The sequence below is a fragment of the Microbacterium sp. S1037 genome, from assembly GCF_048381605.1.
Taxonomy (GTDB): domain Bacteria; phylum Actinomycetota; class Actinomycetes; order Actinomycetales; family Microbacteriaceae; genus Microbacterium; species Microbacterium testaceum_B.
In genome coordinates this window covers 22,148-42,284 of the sequence record NZ_JBLWIG010000004.1, presented here as the reverse complement: position 1 = coordinate 42,284, position 20,137 = coordinate 22,148, and the positions used below count along the sequence as shown (strand labels likewise).

Here is a 20,137-nt window from a genome sequence, read left to right as displayed (position 1 = left end):
TGGGAGAGTAGGACACCGCCGGACTTCTTCTAACGAAATGGCCACCCAAAGCTGGGTGGCCATTTCGCATTTACGGGTAGTTTTTCCCGGGGAGGACAGTCATGTCGACGGACGACGCGAACGATCGCAAGGGGAACGAAGGGCGCTCCGGCGACCGCGCATCCGGTCGTGGGCCGTCATCATCCGGCGGTTCCGCGCGCGGGGACCGTCCATACCGCGGTGACAACGACGCCCGTCCGCGACGCGAAGGCGACGGACGGCCGTCACGGGGTGGCGACCGTCCGTATCGGCGCGACAACGACGCGCGTCCGGCGCGCGATGACCGTCCGTTCCGCCGCGACGGTCAGGGCGCAGGCCGGCCGGCTCGTGGCGGTGATCGTCCGTTCCGGCGCGATGGCGACCGTCCGTTCAGCCGGAACGCTGATTCGCGGCCCGCGCGCGATGGCGATCGTCCCGCCCGCCGTGCTGGTCAGAGCGCCGGTCGCCCGGCGCGGAGCGGCGACCGTCCGTTCCGCCGTGACAACGACGCCCGCCCTGCCCGAAACGGGGACCGGCCCTACCGAGGCGACAACCCGGTGAACGGTCGCCCGCAACGTGACGGCGATCGGCCGTTCCGTCGGGAGGGTGAGCGTCCATCCCGCCGAGACAACGATTCCCGCCCGTCCCGGGACGGGGACCGTCCTTACCGTCGTGACGGACAGGGATCCGATCGGCCTCGGCGTGACGGGGACCGGCCGTACCGTCGCGAGGGCGATGCTTCGGGCCGGCGCCCCTCTGGCGACCGGCGCCCCGGAGCCGGAGCGCCCCGTCGCTTCGACCGCGAAGACTCGCGTGCGACCCGGCCGCCGCAAGACCGCCGTGAGCGCGGTCCTGAGATCCCCGAAGAGATCACGGCGTGGGACCTTCCGGGCGCGGCGCGCAACGAACTGAAGACCCTGAGCAAGGACAACGCGGAGAACGTCGCCCGGCACCTCGCCATGGCGGCCCGCCTCATCGATGAGGATCCAGAGCTCGCCCACCAGCACGCTCTGGCAGCGTCTCGCAGCGCGGGGCGTGTCGGCGTGGTCCGCGAGACGGTCGCCATCACCGCGTATGCGGTCGGCGACTTCGCCCTGGCCTTGCGTGAACTTCGTACTCACAGGCGGATCACCGGCTCCGACGAGCAGCTCCCGCTCATCGTCGACAGCGAGCGCGGTGTCGGACGCCCGGATCGCGCGCTCGAGGAGGGACGCGCGGTCGACCGGATGACGCTGTCCGTCCCGGTGCGCGTGCAACTGGCGATCGCTATGTCCGGGGCTCGTCTGGATCTCGGACAGACGGATCGTGCGCTGCAGGAGCTCGACATTCCCGAGGCTGACCCGGACCGCGCGTTCGAGTGGAGCCCGGCGCTGTTCTCGGCGCGTGCCGCCGTTCTGGAAGAGCTGGGGCGCCACGATGAAGCCGCCGAGTGGGAGCACCGTGCGCAGATCGCCTCGGACGCTCTCGACGCCGCGTCCGGTGTCGCCGATCGCGAGGTCATCGTCGTCGAGGAGATCGACCTCATCGATGACGAGGGCGGCGTGGACGTGGCATCCGGAGTCATTCCCGTCGCGGACGTGGATGAAGACGAGGCGATCGACATGCAGACGGTGGCGGACGACGCGGACGACGCGGAGGAGTCGCGATGATCTTCGGGCGCGCGAAGCGTGAGGCGACGCCGCTCGACGACGTCGATGTCGTCCTCGCCGACCTGGATGGGGTCGTTTACGCCGGTCCGGGCGCGCTCCCGCACGCGGTGGACAGTTTGAATCGCGCGCAGGAAGAGGGGCGCCGTCTCGGGTACATCACCAACAATGCGTCTCGCACCGACGCCACCGTCGCCGCTCATCTGTCGTCTCTGGGGCTACGGGTCGCGGCGGACGATGTCGTCACGAGCCCTCAAGCGGCGATGCGACTCATGCGCGACCTCGTTCCGGCCGGCTCCACGCTGCTCGTGATCGGCGGAGAAGGTCTTGTCGTCGAGGTCGAGAAGGCCGGCTTCGTGGTGACGCGCAGCGCCGAGGACGCGCCCGCTGCGGTGGTGCAGGGGTTCGCGCCGGAGGTGGGCTGGACGCAGCTCGCTGAGGCCGCTTACGCGCTTGCCACGCCCGTCGAAGAGGGCGGTATCCCGTGGGTGGCGACGAACACGGACTGGACGATTCCGCAGGCCCGGGGGATCGCGCCGGGAAACGGCACCCTGGTCTCGGCGGTGCACACCGCCGTGGGACGTCTCGCCACGATCGCGGGAAAGCCCGAGCGTCCCATCTTCGACGAGGCGGTGACCCGGACCGGCGCGACGAATCCGCTGTTCATCGGCGACCGTCTCGACACCGACATCCAGGGAGCGCGCGCCGCCGAGATGGCCTCGCTCCTCGTCCTGACCGGGATCGATCGTCCGAAACAGGTGCTCGCGGCCCCGCCCTCGCAGCGGCCTGACTTCATCGTCGCCGACCTGCGCGAGCTGTTCGAGCCGTACCCGTCGACCACCGTCAAGGGTGAGCGGACTCGCGTGGGTGACGCCGTCGTCGAGATCGACGGCGTCGATCTCCGCATCGTGTCCGAGGGCTCGCGTCAGATCGATCTGCTGAGGGCGGGAGCTGCGGCGATCTGGAACTCCGGCCGCGCGATCTTCGGGTTCCGCGTCCCGGAGCAGCTTTACGCGGACCCGTTCCGCGTGCGCTGACGCCGGTACCATGGCATCCATGTCGGAGAGCCGAGAGAACGACGCCGACCCCGAGCTGATCAGCCGACTGCGCATCATCGAGGAGCAGCCGCTGGACACACGGGCGGACGCGTACGCGGCGCTGCACGACGAGTTGGCGCGACGGTTGGAGTCCGGCCCTCGCGACGCGCCGCCGGCCGCGCGCGCATGACGCGCCTGGATGCCGAACTCGCGGCCCGCGGTCTGGCGCGCTCGCGCTCGCACGCCACGCAGTTGATCGCCGCGGGCGAGGTCAGCGTCGACGGCAGAGCGGTCGTGAAGGCCTCCGCTGCGGTCGACGAGAACAGCGTGATCGAGGTGGCGACCCCCGACCACTACGTCAGTCGGGGCGCCCACAAACTGATCGCCGCCCTCGATGCTTTCGAGATCGACGTCCCGGGCCGCGTCGCCCTGGATCTCGGGGCGTCCACGGGCGGGTTCACGCAGGTGCTCCGCGAACGCGGAGCGCGACCGGTGCTCGCCGTCGACGTCGGACACGGCCAGTTGTCCACAGTCCTCACGTCCGACCCCGACGTCGTGTCGGTCGAGGGGTATAACGTGCGGTTCATGACCGCCGCCTCGCTCTCGGACGCCACGGGCATCGCCGCGCGCCCGACGCTCGTGACGGGCGACCTCTCGTTCATCTCGCTCCATCACGTGCTCCCTGCGGTGGCCGAAACCGCTGCAGCGGACGCTGACGTCGTCCTGTTGGTCAAGCCGCAGTTCGAGGTCGGTCGCACCGCGGTCAAGGGCGGGCTCGTCACCGATCCCGCGTTGCGATCCGATGCCGTCCACAGTGTGCTCTGGGCCGCCTGGGACGCCGGGCTCAAGACGAACGGCCTGATCTCGTCGCCCATCGTCGGGACCCACGGCAACCAGGAGTACGTCGCGTGGTTCTCGGCCGCTCACGGCACCGACCCCTCAGAATGGGAGAGCACCGTGACCCGACTGACCGGAAGCCGATGACCCCCAGCGATCGCCGAATCCTCCTCGTCGTCCACGCGCGCCGCGACGACACCGTCCAGGCCGCCCAGCGCATCATTTCCGCGGTGCTCGCGGCGGGGGCTGTGCCCGTGGTTTCAGCCGAAGACCGGCCCGAGCTCGCGGAGCGGCTGTCGCTCGAGGGCGTCGCGACTCTCGGGACCGACGTCGGAATCGACGACGTCGAGCTCGCCATCGTGCTCGGCGGAGACGGGACGATCCTTCGCGCGGCCGAGATGGTGCGGGGGAGTACGGCTCCGATCCTCGGCATCAACATGGGCCATGTCGGCTTCCTCGCCGAGATCGAGCGCGACGACATGGACGACGCGGTGCGTCGCGTCATCGCCCGTGACTACACGGTCGAGGAGCGCCTCGCCCTCGCGGTGAAGATCCAGGATGCCGATGACCGCGTCATCTACGAGACCTGGGCCCTGAACGAGGCGACCGTTGAAAAGGCCAGCCGCGAGCGCATGCTCGAAGTCGTCATGGCCGTCGACGGGCGCCCCCTCTCGTCGTTCGGCTGCGATGGAGTGGTCATCGCGACTCCCACCGGGTCGACCGCATACAACTTCTCGGCCGGGGGGCCGGTCGTCTGGCCGACGGTCGAAGCGATCGCGGTGGTTCCGCTGTCCGCGCACGCGCTCTTCGCCCGCCCCCTGGTCGTCGGCCCGGACGCGAGTGTCGCGGTCGAGGTCCTCGAACGGACGAGCGGCAGCGGCATCCTGTGGTGCGACGGGCGCCGTTCGCACGAGCTGCCCCCGGGTGCTCGGGTCGTCGTGCGTCGCTCGTCGCGGCCGGTTCGGCTCGCACGCCTGCATCCCGCGGCGTTCACCGAACGACTCGTGCGCAAGTTCCGTCTCCCCGTCACGGGATGGCGCGGCGCGTCGGGAGGTGCTTCGTGATCGAGGAGATGCGTCTTCGCGACCTGGGCGTCATCGCCGACGCGACGCTGCCGATCGGACGCGGTTTCACGGCGATCACGGGCGAGACCGGCGCCGGTAAGACGATGGTCGTCACCGGGCTCGGTCTTCTTCTCGGTCAACGCGCCGACTCGGGCGCCGTGCGCAAGGGAGCGGCGCAGGCGGCGGTCGAGGGCGTCTGGCTCGTTCCCGAGGACGGTCCGGTCGCCGCTCGCGTGCGCGAAGCAGGCGGCGACGTCGAGCCCGTCGGCGGGGGATCCGCCGAGCTGTACCTCGGACGCACGGTCTCGAGCGAAGGACGAGGACGTGCCACGGTCGGCGGTCGCACCGCTCCGGCGGGCGTGCTCGCGGACCTGGCGGACGAACTCGTCGTCGTGCACGGGCAGTCGGACCAGCTGCGGCTGAAGTCGTCGTCGGCGCAGCGCGAGGCCCTCGATCGTTTCGGAGGCGAGACGATCACCGTCGCGCGCGCCGCCTATCGCGCGGCGTGGGATACCTGGCGGACTCTCGATGCCGAGCTGACCACGCTCACGACCGACCGCGACGCACGCGCGCGGGAGGCCGAGCAGCTCCGCGCCGCGATCGCCGAGATCGAGGCCGCCGCGCCCCTTCCCGGTGAGGAGGAGGAGCTCGCCCGCCGCGCCGAGCGTCTCGCGAACGCCGAGGAGCTGCGGATCGCGGCGGTCACCGCTCACGCCGCGCTCTCGAACGAAGACGGCGCGCCCGACGTGATCACTCTGCTCGCTGAGGCGCGTCGCGCTCTCGAGAGAATCGCCGCGAGCGACGACGCGCTCGCCGCGATCGGGGAGCAGGTCGCCGACCTCGGGTACCGCGCCACCGACGCGTCCGTCGCGCTGTCGGGCTATCTCGCCGATCTGGACGAGTCCGGACCGCACGAACTCGCCGCGGTCGACGAGCGGCGCGCGGTGCTCGCCGGGCTGACGCGAACACACGGATCGGTGGATGCTGCCATCGCGCTGCTCGAGACGGGTTCAGCCCGTCTGGTCGAGCTGGACGATGACGGCGACCGCCTGCAGCGCCTCGAGACCCAGCGCGATGCGGCGGCGGCCGAACTCGACTCGGCCGCGGAGAGACTCACCGCGGCGCGGCGCGATGCGGCGGCGCGACTGGGCGCGGCGGTCACCGAAGAGTTGCACGCCCTGGCCCTGCCCGACGCGCGTCTGACCGTCGACGTCGCCCCCGCCACCCCCGCGGGTCACGGGCGCGACGAGGTGTCGATCCTGCTCGCGCCGCACCCCGGTGCCGATCCGCGTCCGGTGTCACGCGGTGCATCAGGGGGTGAGCTCAGTCGCGTCATGCTCGCGATCGAGGTCGTTATCGCCGGGGTCGATCCGGTGCCCACGTTCGTGTTCGACGAGGTCGACGCCGGGATCGGCGGCGCGGCGGCGATCGAGGTCGGACGCCGTCTCGCGCGTCTCGCCGAGTCGTCGCAGGTCATCGCCGTCACGCACCTCGCGCAGGTGGCCGCGTTCGCGGGCAACCACCTCACGGTCGTCAAGGGTCACGACGGAGCGGTGACGGCATCCAGTGTCCGACGGCTCGAGGGTGCGGAGCGGGAGGCCGAGATGGCGCGCCTGCTGTCGGGGTTGAGCGACTCGGATGCCGCGCTGACGCACGCCCGGGAACTGCTCGAGACCGGGCGTACCGGCGCCTGATCCGACGGATCGACCCGCGATCGTCACGACCCCGTGACGTGGATGTCGGAGGTCGGTGACAGACTTCCGGACGAAGCGGAGCGGATCCGCGAGCCCACCGGACAGATGCGACTGATAGGATCGAAGCCCGTGATGCAGACTTCGGACGCGGCGGGAAATTCAGACAACAAGACCTTCACGACGAAGCACATCTTCGTCACCGGAGGCGTGGTCTCCTCCCTGGGGAAGGGCCTGACGGCGGCAAGCCTCGGCAACCTCCTCACCGCCCGCGGTCTGCGCGTGGTGATGCAGAAGCTCGACCCGTATCTGAACGTCGACCCGGGAACGATGAACCCGTTCCAGCACGGCGAGGTCTTCGTGACCGACGACGGAGCCGAGACCGACCTCGACATCGGCCACTACGAGCGCTTCCTCGACATCGAGCTGAGTCAGGCGGCGAACGTCACCACCGGCCAGATCTACTCGCAGGTCATCGCGCGCGAGCGCCGCGGCGAGTACCTCGGCGACACGGTGCAGGTCATCCCGCACATCACCGACGAGATCAAGCGCCGCATGCGGCTGCAGGCGAGCGAGAGCCCGCAGCCCGACGTGATCATCACCGAGATCGGCGGCACGGTCGGCGACATCGAGTCGCAGCCCTTCATCGAGTCGGCTCGCCAGATCCGGCACGAGCTGGGCCGCAAGAACGTGTTCTTCGTGCACGTGTCGCTCGTGCCGTTCATGGGCGCCTCCGGCGAGCAGAAGACCAAGCCCACGCAGCACTCCGTCGCGACGCTGCGTTCCATCGGCATCCAGCCCGACGCCCTCGTGCTGCGTAGCGACCGCCCCGTCACCGAGTCGAACAAGCGCAAGATCGCGCTCATGTGCGACGTCGACGAAGACGCCGTGGTCAACGCGATCGACGTGCCGAGCATCTACGACATCCCGACGATGATGCACGACCAGGGGCTCGACGCCTACATCGTCGACGCGCTCGACATCGACAAGGCGGCTGACGTCGACTGGTCGCGGTGGCAGCGCGTGCTGCAAGCCGTGCACAACCCCAAGCACGAGGTCACGATCGGCCTCGTCGGCAAGTACATCGACCTCCCCGACGCGTACCTCTCGGTCACCGAGGCGATCAAGGCCGGTGGTTTCGGTCAGGAGACGCACGTGAAGATCACGTGGATCCCCTCCGACCTCTGCGAGACCCCCGAGGGCGCGGCGAAGGCCCTCTCCGCGGTGGACGGCATCATCGTGCCGGGCGGGTTCGGCATCCGCGGCATCGAGGGGAAGCTCGGAGCTCTGCGTTTCGCGCGCGAGCAGGGCATCCCGACGCTCGGCATCTGCCTGGGCCTCCAGTGCATGGTGATCGAGTACGCGCGCACGGTCGCCGGCCTCGAAGGAGCCTCGTCGAGCGAGTTCGACCCCGACACCACGCATCCCGTCGTGGCGACGATGGCCGAGCAGGTCGACATCCTCGAGAGCGGCGACCTGGGCGGCACGATGCGTCTGGGCCTGTACCCCGCGGATCTGGCCGAGGGGTCGCTCGCGGCCGAACTGTACGGCGCGAACCGCATCTCGGAGCGTCACCGTCACCGTTACGAGGTCAACAACGCCTATCGGCAGCAGCTCAGCGAGGCGGGTCTGGTGTTCTCGGGTCTGAACCCCGACCTCGATCTCGTCGAGTTCGTGGAGCTGCCGCGCGACGTGCACCCGTACTACATCGCCACACAGGCGCACCCCGAGCTGCGGTCGCGGCCGACCGAGCCGCACCCGCTGTTCCGCGGGCTCGTCGGTGCGGCGCTCGAGCGCCACCGTTCGAGCGAGCTGTTCGACGTCGAGGAGGACTGACATGGGCGAGCTGCGCGACGAGCGGGTGGATCTCGAGATCGTCTCGACAGACCTCGTCTACGAGGGTGCGGTGTGGAACGTGCGCAGCGACACCGTGCGGTACGGCGACGCGCAGATGACCCGCCAGTACGTCGAGCACCCGGGCGCGGCGGCGGTCGTGGCGATCGATGACGACGGGCGTGTCGTCCTCATCCAGCAGTATCGGCACCCCATCAAGGAACGCGACTGGGAGATCCCGGCGGGACTCCTCGATGTGGCGGGCGAGCCGCCGCTGGAGACGGCGAAGCGCGAGCTCACCGAAGAGGTCGACCTCGAGGCCGACCGGTGGCAGCACCTCATCTCGATGCACACGACCCCCGGTGGAAACGACGAGGTCGTGCACGTCTTCCTCGCCCGCGGGCTCCGGTCGGTCGAGACCGACTACGAACGCGAGCACGAGGAGTCCGACATGCGCGTCGAGCGCGTGCCGCTCGCCGAGGTCGTCGACGGGGTGCTGGCGGGACGCTTGCGCAACGGCATCCTGGCCACCGGCGCGCTCGCCGCAGCCGAGGTCCTCCGCCGCGAGGCCGCCGCGAGCTGACGTGGAGCTCGAGCGGGCGGTCGAGACCTACCTCCGGCATGTCGCGCTCGAGCGTGGACTCTCCGACCACACCATCGCCGCGTACCGGCGCGACCTCGTCGTGTACGTCGAGTGGTTGCGCGCGCGCGGAACCGCGGAGATCGAGGCGGTGACACCCGCGCTCGTCACCGAGTTCGTCGCCGAGCGCGCAGCGGCGGAGCCACCGCCCGCGGCGTCGTCGCTCGCCCGACTGCAGTCCTCGGTGCGCGGACTCCATCGCTTCCTCGTACGCGAAGGACGCGTCGACGACGATCCGAGCGGTCGGCTGCGGCCCCCGAAGACGCCGAGACGGCTGCCGAAGGCACTGACCATCAGCCAGGTGGAGGATCTCCTGGATGCCGCGGGGCCGGCGCCGGGGTCCTCGGACGCGTCGGCGGCGGAACCTGCCGCCGTCCGGGATCGCGCGCTGGTGGAGCTGCTCTACGCCACGGGAGCCCGTGTGTCGGAGATCGTGCACCTCGACGTGGACGACACCGTTCACGGCGATCTTCTGCGCGTGCGAGGCAAGGGCGACAAGGAGCGTGTGGTTCCGGTGGGCTCGTACGCGCGCGCGGCGATCGAGGCGTACCTGACGCGTATCCGGCCCGCGCTCGCGGCGAAGGGGCGGGCCACGCCCCGGTTGTTCCTGGGCGTTCGGGGTGCACCGCTGTCGCGCCAGAGCGCGTGGCTCATCATCCAGGCTGCGGCGGAGCGGGCGGGGCTGACCGCCCACGTCTCGCCGCACACGCTGCGGCACTCGTTCGCGACCCACCTGCTGCAGGGCGGCGCGGATGTGCGCGTGGTGCAGGAGTTGCTGGGGCACGCTTCCGTGGCGACGACGCAGATCTACACGCACGTCACCGCCGACGCTCTTCGCGACGTGTACGCCACCGCGCATCCGCGGGCGCGGTGAGCAGCGCGGCGGCATACTTGATCTCCGCGCGGGATCCTTCTCCGGCGGGGAACACGATGAGAGGAACGAGCGGGCGCATGAGGATCGCCAGGGAGAGGAACACCGGGGGGACGTGGTGGCTATCTCTGCTCTATGTCGCGCTGATCGTGGCTGCGTCGGTGTCGGGGATCTTCTCACTCGGTATCGCTTCTTTCGTGCTGCGGAGTGAGACCTCACCTGTCGACATCGCTCGCATGCTCTGCGCCGTCGCCGCCGCAGGGGGTGCGCCGCTGCTCGCCGCGATCTGTCTGCGGGGCCGCGCGGTCAGGTCGCGCTTGCGTCCGGGAGCGGTGAGCATCGCCGCCAGCGGCGCCACGTTCCTCGCCGTCGGATGGACGGTCGTCGTGGTGATCGGATACCGGGAGAGTCCGGGCGATGTGTGGAGAACCCTGCCCTTCTCGCTGGGCGTCTGTGCACCGGTGATCATTGTGGCGATCTGCGCGTTGACGATCTCGCGGTTCATCCAGCGCGATGACGCCCGCCGTGTTGCGGGGGCCCGCGGCGCGGCTCTTGTGCCCTGAGAGACTAGGGGGATGACCGCCACCCTCGTCGCACAGAACCTCACCGGGGGCCACGGGCACCGCACGCTCTTCGAGGGCGTCGACCTCACGGTCGCGCCGGGCGATGTCGTCGGTGTCGTCGGGGCCAACGGCGCGGGCAAGTCGACGCTGCTGCGTCTGCTCGCGGGGGTCGACGAACCCCAGGGGGGATCGATCAGCCTCGCACCCGCCGACGCCTTCGTCGGCTGGCTTTCCCAGGAGCATGAGCGCGTCGCCGGCGAGACCGTCGCGCAGTACATCGCGCGGCGGACGGGATGCGCCGAGGCGACGCGCGAGATGGATGCCACGGCCGCGGCCCTCGGCGATCCCACCGTCGTCGGTGCCGACGACGCCTACGCGACGGCTCTCGAACGGTGGCTGGCGAGCGGTGCCGCCGACCTCGACGAGCGGATGCCGCAGGTGCTGGCCGACCTCGGACTCGACGTGGGGCCGGACGCCGAGATGACGGGCCTCTCGGGAGGTCAGGCGGCTCGCGTGGGCCTGGCGGCGCTGCTGCTGTCGCGCTTCGACATCGCCCTGCTCGACGAGCCGACGAACGACCTCGACCTCGACGGCCTCGAACGACTCGAGACCTTCGTGCGGGGTCTCCGCGGGGGAGTGGTGCTGGTCAGCCACGACCGCGAGTTCCTGGCCCGTTCGGTGACACGGGTGCTCGAACTCGACCTCGCCCAGAACTCGCACCGGGTCTACGGCGGCGGCTACGACGCGTATCTCGAAGAGCGTGCGACGCTGCGTCGCCAGGCCCGCGAGAAGTACGAGGAGTACGCCGACACCAAGGCCGACCTCGTCGCGCGAGCGCGGACCCAGCGGGAGTGGTCGAGCCAGGGCGTGCGCAACGCGATGAAGAAGTCGCCCGACAACGACAAGATCCGCCGCAAGGCCGCGACGGAGTCGAGCGAGAAGCAGGCGCAGAAGGTGCGCCAGATGGAGAGCCGGATCGCGCGACTCGAGGAGGTCGAGGAACCGCGCAAGGAGTGGCAGCTCGAGTTCACGATCGGTTCGGCTCCGCGTTCGAGCTCCGTGGTGTCGACGCTGTCCGGGGCGGTCTTCCGGCAGGGTGACTTCACCCTCGGCCCGGTGTCTCTACAGGTGAATGCCGGGGAGAGGATCGGCATCACCGGACCGAACGGTGCCGGGAAGTCGACGCTGCTGCGTGGCATCCTGGGCCGTCAGGCGCCGGACGACGGAACCGCGAGTCTGGGAGCCAGCGTCGAGATCGGGGAGATCGATCAGGCGCGGTCGCTGCTCGTCGGGGAGAGGCCACTCGCCGAGACGTTCGAGGGGTTCGTGCCCGAGATGAACTCCGGCGAGGTGCGGACGCTGCTGGCGAAGTTCGGGCTGAAAGCCGACCATGTGATGCGTCCGGTCGACGGACTGTCGCCGGGGGAGCGCACGCGCGCGGGCCTCGCTCTGCTGCAGGCGCGGGGCGTCAACGTGCTCGTGCTCGATGAGCCGACGAACCACCTCGACCTGCCCGCGATCGAGCAGCTCGAGCAGGCACTCGAGTCGTACACGGGCACGCTGCTCCTGGTCACCCACGACCGACGGATGCTCTCGGCGGTCGAGACGGATCGCCGCTGGCGGGTCGAGGCCGGCGCGGTCACCGAGCTGTAGACCGGGCTCCACCGCGCGAGGAAACGCTCATAAACGCGATTCGCTCGCAGAAACACGTGCAGAACGCGTTTATGTGCGCGGATCGCGTTTATGCGTGGTGCGACGGGGTCAGCGGCCCTGGCGCTTCTTATAGGGCTTGGGTTGGCCCTTCACGATCGGGGCGCGGCCCTTGCCCTTCGAGGCCTTCGCCTTGCCGCCGCCCGGAGCCTTCTGCCTCGGCGCGGGCGGCGGGGCGTCGGCGATGCGGGCGTGCGCCTCGTCGAGGAGCAGGACGCCGGCGGGGAGCAGACGCGTCGGCGGCGTGCGCTGCACGAGCGGCTGCCCCACCTCTTCCTCGAGCTTGTCGAGCGTCGTGTACAGGGAGGGGAGGGGGATGCCGAGCTTCTCGGCCGCGCGCGGAAAGTGCAGCTCCTCGGCGAGGACGGCGAACCGGCGGAGATGCTCGAGCTTCATGGCATCCATTCTCCCGTGTCACGCGGCGAGACGTTGAGTGTCCAGGACACGCCGTTTCGCGTGGGGCCGATGCGGCGTGTCTTGGACACTCGATGGAGAGAGACGACGGGGAAAGGCGACGCGCGGGATCAGGCGACGGATGCCAGGAGGCGGTCGGCGGTGCGCAGGGACAGGGCCATGATCGTCAGTGCCGGGTTGGCGGCGATCGCGGACGGGAACACCGAGTTGTCGCTGATCCACAGATTGGGGATCTCGTGGGAGCGGCCGTCGGCATCCACCACGCCGTCGGCGGGGTCCAGCGACATGCGGCAGGTGCCGATCGTGTGGGCCGTGCGGGCCAGGACCATCGTCTCGCGCGCCCCCGCAGCCTCCATCACCCGGAGCATGAACGCCGTCGCGTGCGCGTCGAGCGCCTTCTCGTTCGCGCCGGCGGTGAACGTCACCCGCGCGCGCGGGATGCCGAACTCGTCGGTCTCGGGGGCGAGCTCGAGCCGGTTGTCGTCCGATGGCAGGCACTCGGCGTTGATGCCGATCCCGGCCATGTACCGCGACTGCTCGAGCCGCTGCATGAGCTCCGTGCCCCAGAGGCCGCCGCCGCGCACGAGCGTCGTCGAGAAGGTCAGGGGCATGACTCCGAGGCTCTGCACCAGGTACCCGCCCGCGAAGTCGGCGTCGGCCGGCCGCATCATGTCTTCGCTGATGAGCGACGACGGGTAGCCGCGGTGGCCGCGCACCGGCTCGTCGAAGCGTCCCCACACCTGCGTCGCGCCGTGGGCGAGGAAGTTGCGTCCGACCTGGCCGTTGTCGTTCGCCAGGCCGGTGTGCAACAGGAGACGCGGGGTCTCGACCCCGCCGCCCGCGAGGACGAGCGCGCGGCAGCGCTGACGCACGTCCACGCCGTTCTGGCGGTAGACCACCGCGGCGACATGACCGCGGGCATCGAGCTCGATCGCGTGCACCATCGCCTCGGCGCGGATCTCGGCTCCGGCGGCGACCGCCGCGGGCAGGTACGTGTTGGCCGTAGAGGCCTTGGCATCCGTCCGGCACCCCTGGTGGCACTCGCCGCAGTTGACGCACGCTCCGCGCTCGCCGTGGTGATCCTGCAGTCGCGCACGGGTGAGGACTGCGGCGGGCGCGTCCGCCCAGGTGACCCCGAGGGCATCGCATCCCTTGGCCACGAGGTTCGCGGGAGCGTTGCGCTTCGCGGGAGCGTAGGCGTAGCGGCGCGACGGATCCCAGGGGTACGGGGACGGGCCCGACACCCCGATGTCACCCTCCACGCGTTCGACGTACGACAGCAACTCGTCGGGGTCGATCGGCCAGTCGCGGCCCTCACCGGTCTCGGTGCGCAGAGCCAGATCGCGACGGTCGGGACGCGGGGTGAAGGCACCCCAGTGCAGCATCGAGCCGCCGACCCCGCGTCCGCTGTTGTTCGGACCGAATGCGGTCGGGTCGTCACCGCCGCTGAGGCGCTCCGACATCCAGTTGATCTCGACCGCCTCGGTCTCGTCGGGGGTCAGGTCGTCGAGGGCGAAGTGGCGTCCGGCCTCGATCGCGATGACGCGGAGGCCCTTCTTCGCCAGCTCGGCGGTCAGCGGAGCGCCGCCGGCACCGGTGCCGACGATCACGACGTCGACGGTCTCGTCGGTGCCGAACGTGCGCATCTGGTCGAGCTTCATGCCGCGTCTCCCTCGGCTACAGTCCCGCCGACGCCGACGGGCTCCCAGTCTTCGCGGCGCCCCAGCCGCAGTTCCACGTACCCGCGGATCGGGTTGCCGCCGGTCGCGAAACCGTCGTAGCCGATGAGCGCCATGCTCGCGGGGTGGGCGAGCCACTGACGGACGAGGTCGTTGCGGACGTCCTCGAGCCACAGCTGCAGCCGAGCCGCGTCCAGGGGGCCGTCGGCATCCGTCGTCCCCTCGATCGCCGCGCGCAGGACATCCGCCCGCTTCGTGGGATCGGTCGGCCAGACGCGGGCGAGCGTGTCGAGCCCGGCGCGGTACGCATCCGGGTCGGGAGGGAGCTCGGCGTTGCGCCACCCGTCGCCTTCGCCGCGCGCGAGCTGCGTATCGACGCGCGCCGCGATGTCGATCGCGGGCCCGTCCTGCGGGACGACGAGGTCGGCGATCTCGCGCAGCAGGGTGAGCTGGGCGAGATCGAGAACGACGGGGGCGTATCCGCGGTCATCGGGAACCGCACGGCGGTTCAGGATGCCGCGCACCCGGGCCTCCACGCGGTCGCCGGCGATCAGGGCGGCCCAGTCGTCCGGAACCACGGGCCCGAGGACGACCTCGTCGGCGACGAAGTCCGCGATCGCTCCGGCGGCTTCAGCGGCGCGCTCGAGCGGGATCATGTGGCCGGTGTCGCCCAGAGCGACGAAGCGCGCCCGGGGGTACACGGATGCCAGCAGCTCGGGCTGAGCGGCCGCGCCGAGGTCGGCGTCGTCGGTACCGGCGAGCACCAGGACCGGAAGGTCGAGCGTCCCCACCTCGGCGGAAGCGTCGACCCGGCTCCCGGTCTCGAGCCACGCGCGCCACGCGGCGGGGGAGGTGCGCCGGAGGTCGGTCAGTGCGCGCTCGTGAGCCGCCGGGGCGAGCGGCTCCGCGGTGTTCTGATCGATGAAGGTCTCGGCATCCTGGTCCGACAGGGAGCCGTCGGCCACCCACGACAGCATGCGTTCGCGTCGCTCCTCGTCCATCGGCTCGGGACGTGGCGGTGAGGGAGCCATGAGCACCATGCCGGCGAGGCCGGTGAGAGGTGCGTCCCCGCGGAGGACACGGGATGCCACGAGCGCCGCGACCTTTCCGCCCATGCTGTGCCCGCCGAGCATCCAGCGGCCCCGGGCGTGGCGGACGAGGTGGTGCACCACGTGCTCGACGGTCGCGTCGAGCGAGGAGTCGGAAGCCGACGCGATTTCGCCGAAGCCGGGGAGGTCGACGCCGCGCACATCGACGGTGCCGTCGAGGAGATCGCGCAGGCGCGAGAACTCGTCGGCGCTGGAACCCAGCGCGTGCAGCAGGAAAAGGGTGACGGGCATGCCTTCACGCTCCCGCACACCCCGGTCGGGAACGGGCCGCTTGCCAATTCGGACGATATGCGCAAGGACGGGCGCCCCGAGCCGGACTCCTGAGAGACACGCGCGAGGACGGTCGCCCCCACGGAGGCTCGGGAGTTCGGCCCGGGCGCGAGGGTCAGGGCGTGACCATGCCGCCGTTGACGTTCAGCGTCTCTCCCGACACGTAGCTCGACTCGGCCGAGGCGAGGAAGACGAACGCGGGAGCGATCTCGGCGGGCTGACCGGCGCGCTGGTAGGTGCTCTCGTCGTCGAAGTGCTCCATCTGGTCGTCCGAGACACCCTCGCTCACCTGCAGGGCAGACCACGTCGGTCCCGGGGCCACGACGTTGACGCGGATGCCGCGCGGCGCAAGCTGCTGGGCCAACCCTTTCGACAGGTTGTTGACGGCAGCCTTCGTCGCCGCGTAGTCGAGGCGGTCGGGGGCGGGCACGTACGCCTCGAGCGAGGCGGTGTTGATGATGGTCCCGCCCTCGGGAAGGTGCGCGAGAGCAGCCTTGGTGATCCAGAAGGGCGCGAACACGTTCGTCCGGAACGTCAGCTCGAACTGCTCGTCCGACAGGTCGTCCACCTTCTCGACCATGACCTGCTTGCCGGCGTTGTTGACGACGATGTCGAGACCGCCGAGCGCCTCCGCGGCGCGGTCGACCAGCTCGCGGCACGCGGCGGGATCGGTGATGTCGGTGGCGATCGAGACGCCCGTGCGGCCGGCATCCCGGATCTGCCCGAGGATGTGGTCGGCGTCGCGCTGCTCGTCCGGGAGATGCACGATCGCGACGTCGGCCCCCTCGCGCGCGAACGCGATCGCGACGGCCCCGCCGATACCGGAGTCGCCTCCGGTGACGAGCGCCTTCCGCCCCTCGAGGCGGCCGAGACCGCGGTAGGTCTTCTCGCCGAGGTCGGGGACCGGAGTCATGTCGGCCTGCACACCCGGCTCGGGCTGGTGCTGGATCGGGGGTTCGACACGCGCGTAGCGGGTGACGGGGTTGTCGAAGGTGAGCTGATCGCGATCGGTGGTCATGAAGCGACGGTAGGCAGGGCGCGCGCCGTGGCGCGCGGCCTTGACGGCGGGGCGGATGCCGCTTCCCGGTGTTTCACCCGGTTCGGGGCGGGAGTGACACGGGGAAGCCCGGTCGCCGCTCTCCGTAGCGTGAAGAAGTGAACGTCACGCCCGCGCGCCATCGTGTCCTCCACCTCGTCGACCGCGTCACGGGCGGCGTACCCGTCGCCGTTCGCTCATACATCGCGCATTCGCCGGGCCGTTACGAGCACGTCATCGCTTCGCCGTTCCAGGACGGGTGCCCGGCATCCGTGTGGACCGGTCTCGAGGTCGCCCATGTCGACTGGGACACACGCTCGCCCGCCCGGGCTCTCGCGCATGCCCGGCGTCTCCTGCGGGGCGAGCACCACGACGTGGTCCACGCCCATTCGAGCTTCCCCGGGGTCTACGCGCGGCTGCTGTGCTCGCCGCGGACGACGCATGTCGTGTACACCCCGCACTGCTTCGCTTTCCTGCGCCAGGACGTCCCCGGCGCCGTCCGGGTGGCCTACCGACTCGCGGAACGGATACTCGCGTCCCGTACGAGCGTCCTCGCCGCTTGCGGTCCGGGGGAGAGTATCGAGGCCGAGAAGCTCGGCCTCCCTCGCAAACGGATCGTCGAGGTGCCCAACGTGTCGTCGCTGCTCGCGGTGCCGAGGGAAGCGAGCAGCCGGATCCCCGCGAAGAGCGACCGGATCCGCGTCGGAATGCTCGGTCGCTGGGCGCCGCAGAAAGACCCCGTGTTCTTCCGGGACCGCATCGAAGCGCTGAGACGGGAGCTCCCGGGCATTCGCGTGGAGGGGTGGTGGATCGGCGGATCGGGCGACCCGACAGCCGGATCGGGGCCGGATGGCCTCGTCCACCGCACGGGGTGGCTGACGCCGCTCGAGGTGGGGGATCGCTTGCGCGACTTGGACGTCTACCTCCACAGCGCCGCCTGGGAGGGGTTCCCCATCGCCCTCCTCGACGCGCGAGCGGCCGGTCTTCCGATGCTGTGCCGATCGATCTCGGCGGTTCCCGGTCTTCCTCCGGAGCTCTCCGTCGAGCGCGGTTGGGACGGCTTCGTCACGGCCGTGCGCGGGGGACGTCTTCTCGAGTGGGGTCGCGCGAATCGCGCGACATGGGATGCCTACTTGGGTGACCGCACCGCTCGCGCGCAACGGTCGGCTTTGAACCGAGCGTGGACCGCGCGCGGTGTCACGCCGTCTCGGCTCGGACTTCCGCGATGACCTCGGCCACACGCCGTGCCGAGGCAACCCAGGAGAAGCGTTGCTCGTTCGCTCTTCCGCGCTGGGTGAGCTCCGCGCGCAGCGACTCGTCGCGATCCAGCCGCTCGATGCCGCGGCGCATGTCGTCCACGTCACGCGGATCCACCCACAGGACGGACTCGCCGAGCACTGCGGGGAGGGACGCGGCTCGGCTCGCGAGCACGGGAGTCCCCGCGCGCTGCGCCTCGAGCGGAGGGATGCCGAAACCCTCGTAGAGCGAGGGGAAGGCGAACGCCGCTGCACCGCGGTAGAGGGCGGCGAGCTCGTGGTCGTCGACGCGACCGAGGAAGCGCACCCGCTCGGCACCCGCATCGCCTCGCCCGGATCGGAAAGCCCTCGCTTGGCCCCCGACGATCAGCAGACGGCGGATATGACGCAGCTCCGCGGACTCGAACGCCCGGAGGAGAGCATCGAAGTTCTTGTGCCTATTGGGGGAGGAAACCGCGAGGAGGTAGGGCTGCCCTTCGTCGTGCGCGGGTCCATCCGGGGAGAAACCGCTCGACACCGCATTGGGCACGACCCGAAGCTTTTCGGCGGGAACGCGATAGTGCTCGGCGATTTCGCCGGCGGAGAAGTCGCTGACGGTGAGCACTCGAGCGCTCGTGCGCAGGAGAGGAGGGATGAGGACCCGATAGAGCAGGCGGAACGAGCGGGCGAAGCTCTCGGGGTGCCGGACGTAGGTGATGTCGTGATGGGCGACGATCTGCGGTCGGTAGAAGGAGGGACCGGTGCTCGCCAGGCCCAGGAGGAGCGGTGATCCGGATCGCCGCAGAAAGGCAGGGAGGTCGAGTTGCTCCCATGCGTGGCCTCCCCGTCGTCCGACGGGGACGATGCGCGCGCCCAGGTCGGCGTCGAGGAGCGTCACGGGCGGGGCTGCGACGACGAGCGGAACGAGCGGCGCGAGTTCGCGCACGATCTCGCGGGCGAAACGCTGCACGCCGGTGGTGGCGTGGGCAAGGAATCGCCCATTGACGACGACCGCATCGCGGAGAGAGGTCATGCGAAGGTCTCCGGAAGTGAGGGCTGGCGTGATCGCTGGGCGCGATCACCTCGACGCTCGCTCGCTCCCACGCCGAACGAAACGTGCCACCACGGGTGACCGGAGGGGTGAAAGTCGGTTCCTGGCATCCGGTTCCGGGCGTGAGCGGGGGAATCCCGCCGAGGTCGACTCGTCATCTCGGAACTCCCGCCCCGGGAGCCCGCGACGCCCTTCACGACCGAACTCACCTCGGTGTCAGATCGCTCTCGCCCGATCGAGGTCGGACGGGGGCTGCGGGCCGTCGAGCGGGCGTCCGGCACGATGACCCGAGCGGCCGTCGCTTCCGCAGTCGGCGGGTCGCAGGAGGAGCCATGGCCCATATCGTTCTCGACGCGCGCGGGTACTTCACGACGACCGGCAGGTACATCCGCAAGCTCGTCGAGTGGCTCGCCCGCTGCCCCGATGACGACAACCACTACACACTTGTGCTTCCGGCCGACCGCCTCGCGGAATGGGTGCCACCGTCGCCGCGATTCCATGCCGTGGGATCGGACGCCCCGTTCTTCTCGTGGGCGGAGCAGACGGATCTCGCGCGCCTCATTCGGTCTCTGAAGCCGGACGTCGTGCACTTCTGCATGCAGCAACAGCCCGTTCTCCTCGGCGCCCCGAGGATCACGACCTTTCACGACCTCACGCTGCTCAAGATCCACAACCGCAAGAAGCCGCTCTTCGTGTCTCTGCTCCGTCGCGCCGTCGGAGCCGTGGCCTTCGCCGTCGTCGCCCACCGAGGACGCGCGAACGTCGTCGTCAGCCGCTACAGCGGCCGTGACCTGCGCCGATTCACCGGGGTGCCCGAGAGGAAGATCGTGCTGACCTACCCCGCGGCGGACCCCATCTCGGAGGCCGCGGTCGTCGTCACCGTTCCCTTCTCGCGCTTCGTCCTCTTCGTCGGCAACCAGGTGCCCTACAAGAACCTCGAGCGACTCGCCGTGGCGGTCGAAGAGCTCCGTCGCACCCATCCCGATGTCGGTCTGGTCGTCGCGGGGCGGATCGACGATGACGGCCGACTCCTCAGGGAACGACGGCCGGACCTCATGAACCGGGTGCACTTCGCGGGCTACGTCAGTGATGCGCAACTGCGCTGGCTCTACGAGAACGCGTCGGTGTACGCGTTTCCCTCCTTCTTCGAGGGATTCGGCCTGCCCGGCCTGGAGACCATGCGACACGGCTGCCCGGTGGCCAGCAGCTCCGCGACCTGTCTTCCCGAGGTCTACGGCGATGCCGCGCGATACTTCCCTCCCGGTGACGTGCAGCGGATGGCGCGGGCGCTCGCCGAAGTCCTCGACGACCCGGAACTGCGTGAGGAGCTGGTGCGCCGGGGGCGCCGAAAGGCGGATGAATACTCGTGGGAACGGATGGCCGCCCAGACCCTCGCGACCTATCGGCGCGCCATCGACCGCTGATACCTCGCC

19 protein-coding genes are annotated in these 20,137 nt (G+C 70.3%); 14 read left to right on the top strand and 5 right to left on the bottom strand.

What is annotated here, in order from left to right:
• Nucleotides 1-270 precede the first annotated feature (270 nt).
• The 12 genes from ACMW4R_RS18780 to ACMW4R_RS18725 all read left to right on the top strand — a co-directional run bounded on the left by ACMW4R_RS18780 (nt 271) and on the right by ACMW4R_RS18725 (nt 11,853).
• Nucleotides 271-579 carry a hypothetical protein gene (locus ACMW4R_RS18780; protein WP_418300677.1) on the top strand — a complete coding sequence of 103 codons (309 nt, stop codon included), beginning with the start codon at nt 271-273 and terminating at the stop codon, nt 577-579.
• A gap of 398 nt (nt 580-977) precedes the next feature.
• On the top strand, nt 978-1,667 hold the full coding sequence (locus ACMW4R_RS18775) for a hypothetical protein (RefSeq protein ID WP_418300676.1): 690 nt from the start codon (nt 978-980) through the stop codon (nt 1,665-1,667).
• On the top strand, nt 1,664-2,701 hold the full coding sequence (locus ACMW4R_RS18770; RefSeq protein WP_058597148.1) for an HAD-IIA family hydrolase: 1,038 nt from the start codon (nt 1,664-1,666) through the stop codon (nt 2,699-2,701). The genes ACMW4R_RS18775 and ACMW4R_RS18770 overlap by 4 nt, the downstream gene beginning before the upstream one ends.
• A gap of 19 nt (nt 2,702-2,720) precedes the next feature.
• Nucleotides 2,721-2,891, top strand: coding sequence for a hypothetical protein (locus ACMW4R_RS18765; RefSeq protein WP_193751329.1), 171 nt, complete (start codon nt 2,721-2,723; stop codon nt 2,889-2,891).
• Nucleotides 2,888-3,685 (top strand): TlyA family RNA methyltransferase, encoded by a 798-nt coding sequence (locus ACMW4R_RS18760; protein WP_418300675.1) that lies wholly within the window; start codon nt 2,888-2,890, stop codon nt 3,683-3,685. The genes ACMW4R_RS18765 and ACMW4R_RS18760 overlap by 4 nt, the downstream gene beginning before the upstream one ends.
• Nucleotides 3,682-4,602 (top strand): NAD kinase, encoded by a 921-nt coding sequence (locus ACMW4R_RS18755; protein WP_058626887.1) that lies wholly within the window; start codon nt 3,682-3,684, stop codon nt 4,600-4,602. The genes ACMW4R_RS18760 and ACMW4R_RS18755 overlap by 4 nt, the downstream gene beginning before the upstream one ends.
• Nucleotides 4,599-6,296, top strand: coding sequence for a DNA repair protein RecN (gene recN / locus ACMW4R_RS18750; protein ID WP_418300674.1), 1,698 nt, complete (start codon nt 4,599-4,601; stop codon nt 6,294-6,296). The genes ACMW4R_RS18755 and recN overlap by 4 nt, the downstream gene beginning before the upstream one ends.
• 132 nt (nt 6,297-6,428) lie before the next feature.
• The gene (locus ACMW4R_RS18745) at nt 6,429-8,129 is read left to right on the top strand and encodes a CTP synthase (RefSeq protein WP_058626888.1); all 1,701 of its coding nucleotides are present in this window, start codon (nt 6,429-6,431) and stop codon (nt 8,127-8,129) included.
• Nucleotide 8,130: 1 nt separating this feature from the next.
• Complete coding sequence (locus ACMW4R_RS18740; RefSeq protein WP_418300673.1) at nt 8,131-8,709, top strand: NUDIX domain-containing protein; 579 nt, start codon at nt 8,131-8,133, stop codon at nt 8,707-8,709.
• Nucleotide 8,710: 1 nt separating this feature from the next.
• On the top strand, nt 8,711-9,640 hold the full coding sequence (gene xerD / locus ACMW4R_RS18735; RefSeq protein ID WP_418300672.1) for a site-specific tyrosine recombinase XerD: 930 nt from the start codon (nt 8,711-8,713) through the stop codon (nt 9,638-9,640).
• 77 nt (nt 9,641-9,717) lie between these two features.
• Complete coding sequence (locus ACMW4R_RS18730) at nt 9,718-10,200, top strand: hypothetical protein (protein ID WP_058629976.1); 483 nt, start codon at nt 9,718-9,720, stop codon at nt 10,198-10,200.
• A 12-nt stretch (nt 10,201-10,212) separates the two neighbouring features.
• Nucleotides 10,213-11,853, top strand: a complete 1,641-nt coding sequence (locus tag ACMW4R_RS18725) for an ABC-F family ATP-binding cassette domain-containing protein (RefSeq protein WP_418300671.1) — start codon at nt 10,213-10,215, stop codon at nt 11,851-11,853.
• Between the two features lie 108 nt (nt 11,854-11,961).
• On the opposite strand, the gene ACMW4R_RS18720 is transcribed toward ACMW4R_RS18725, so the two are convergent.
• From ACMW4R_RS18720 to ACMW4R_RS18705, 4 genes are all read right to left on the bottom strand, one after another.
• The gene (locus ACMW4R_RS18720) at nt 11,962-12,306 is read right to left on the bottom strand and encodes a helix-turn-helix domain-containing protein (protein ID WP_058597174.1); all 345 of its coding nucleotides are present in this window, start codon (nt 12,304-12,306) and stop codon (nt 11,962-11,964) included.
• A 128-nt stretch (nt 12,307-12,434) separates the two neighbouring features.
• Nucleotides 12,435-13,985: a GMC family oxidoreductase gene (locus ACMW4R_RS18715; protein WP_153001436.1), complete on the bottom strand. Its 1,551-nt coding sequence runs from the start codon at nt 13,983-13,985 to the stop codon at nt 12,435-12,437.
• Nucleotides 13,982-15,343 carry an alpha/beta fold hydrolase gene (locus tag ACMW4R_RS18710; RefSeq protein WP_418300670.1) on the bottom strand — a complete coding sequence of 454 codons (1,362 nt, stop codon included), beginning with the start codon at nt 15,341-15,343 and terminating at the stop codon, nt 13,982-13,984. The genes ACMW4R_RS18715 and ACMW4R_RS18710 overlap by 4 nt, the downstream gene beginning before the upstream one ends.
• Nucleotides 15,344-15,497: 154 nt before the next feature.
• Nucleotides 15,498-16,400: an SDR family oxidoreductase gene (locus tag ACMW4R_RS18705; RefSeq protein WP_418300669.1), complete on the bottom strand. Its 903-nt coding sequence runs from the start codon at nt 16,398-16,400 to the stop codon at nt 15,498-15,500.
• Between the two features lie 137 nt (nt 16,401-16,537).
• On the opposite strand from ACMW4R_RS18705, the gene ACMW4R_RS18700 reads away from it, so the two are divergent.
• Entirely contained in the window at nt 16,538-17,647 is a 1,110-nt protein-coding gene (locus ACMW4R_RS18700; protein ID WP_418300668.1) for a glycosyltransferase, read from the top strand.
• Here ACMW4R_RS18700 and ACMW4R_RS18695 read toward each other — a convergent pair.
• Nucleotides 17,616-18,686, bottom strand: a complete 1,071-nt coding sequence (locus tag ACMW4R_RS18695) for a glycosyltransferase family 4 protein (RefSeq protein ID WP_418300667.1) — start codon at nt 18,684-18,686, stop codon at nt 17,616-17,618. The genes ACMW4R_RS18700 and ACMW4R_RS18695 overlap by 32 nt on opposite strands.
• Nucleotides 18,687-19,036: 350 nt before the next feature.
• Between ACMW4R_RS18695 and ACMW4R_RS18690 the strand changes: the two genes are divergently transcribed.
• Complete coding sequence (locus tag ACMW4R_RS18690; protein WP_418300666.1) at nt 19,037-20,128, top strand: glycosyltransferase family 4 protein; 1,092 nt, start codon at nt 19,037-19,039, stop codon at nt 20,126-20,128.
• The last annotated feature ends 9 nt before the right edge of the window (nt 20,129-20,137 follow it).

Excerpts from the sequence above, each read along its gene's own strand:
- ACMW4R_RS18775 (WP_418300676.1), top strand. The coding sequence starts at position 978 with ATGGCGGCCCGCCTCATCGATGAGGATCCAGAGCTCGCCCACCAGCAC.
- ACMW4R_RS18770 (WP_058597148.1), top strand. The coding sequence starts at position 1,664 with ATGATCTTCGGGCGCGCGAAGCGTGAGGCGACGCCGCTCGACGACGTC.
- ACMW4R_RS18765 (WP_193751329.1), top strand. The coding sequence starts at position 2,721 with ATGTCGGAGAGCCGAGAGAACGACGCCGACCCCGAGCTGATCAGCCGA.
- ACMW4R_RS18760 (WP_418300675.1), top strand. The coding sequence starts at position 2,888 with ATGACGCGCCTGGATGCCGAACTCGCGGCCCGCGGTCTGGCGCGCTCG.
- ACMW4R_RS18755 (WP_058626887.1), top strand. The coding sequence starts at position 3,682 with ATGACCCCCAGCGATCGCCGAATCCTCCTCGTCGTCCACGCGCGCCGC.
- ACMW4R_RS18745 (WP_058626888.1), top strand. The coding sequence starts at position 6,429 with ATGCAGACTTCGGACGCGGCGGGAAATTCAGACAACAAGACCTTCACG.
- ACMW4R_RS18740 (WP_418300673.1), top strand. The coding sequence starts at position 8,131 with ATGGGCGAGCTGCGCGACGAGCGGGTGGATCTCGAGATCGTCTCGACA.
- ACMW4R_RS18730 (WP_058629976.1), top strand. The coding sequence starts at position 9,718 with ATGAGGATCGCCAGGGAGAGGAACACCGGGGGGACGTGGTGGCTATCT.
- ACMW4R_RS18725 (WP_418300671.1), top strand. The coding sequence starts at position 10,213 with ATGACCGCCACCCTCGTCGCACAGAACCTCACCGGGGGCCACGGGCAC.
- ACMW4R_RS18720 (WP_058597174.1), bottom strand. The coding sequence starts at position 12,306 with ATGAAGCTCGAGCATCTCCGCCGGTTCGCCGTCCTCGCCGAGGAGCTG.
- ACMW4R_RS18715 (WP_153001436.1), bottom strand. The coding sequence starts at position 13,985 with ATGAAGCTCGACCAGATGCGCACGTTCGGCACCGACGAGACCGTCGAC.
- ACMW4R_RS18710 (WP_418300670.1), bottom strand. The coding sequence starts at position 15,343 with ATGCCCGTCACCCTTTTCCTGCTGCACGCGCTGGGTTCCAGCGCCGAC.
- ACMW4R_RS18705 (WP_418300669.1), bottom strand. The coding sequence starts at position 16,400 with ATGACCACCGATCGCGATCAGCTCACCTTCGACAACCCCGTCACCCGC.
- ACMW4R_RS18695 (WP_418300667.1), bottom strand. The coding sequence starts at position 18,686 with ATGACCTCTCTCCGCGATGCGGTCGTCGTCAATGGGCGATTCCTTGCC.
- ACMW4R_RS18690 (WP_418300666.1), top strand. The coding sequence starts at position 19,037 with ATGGCCCATATCGTTCTCGACGCGCGCGGGTACTTCACGACGACCGGC.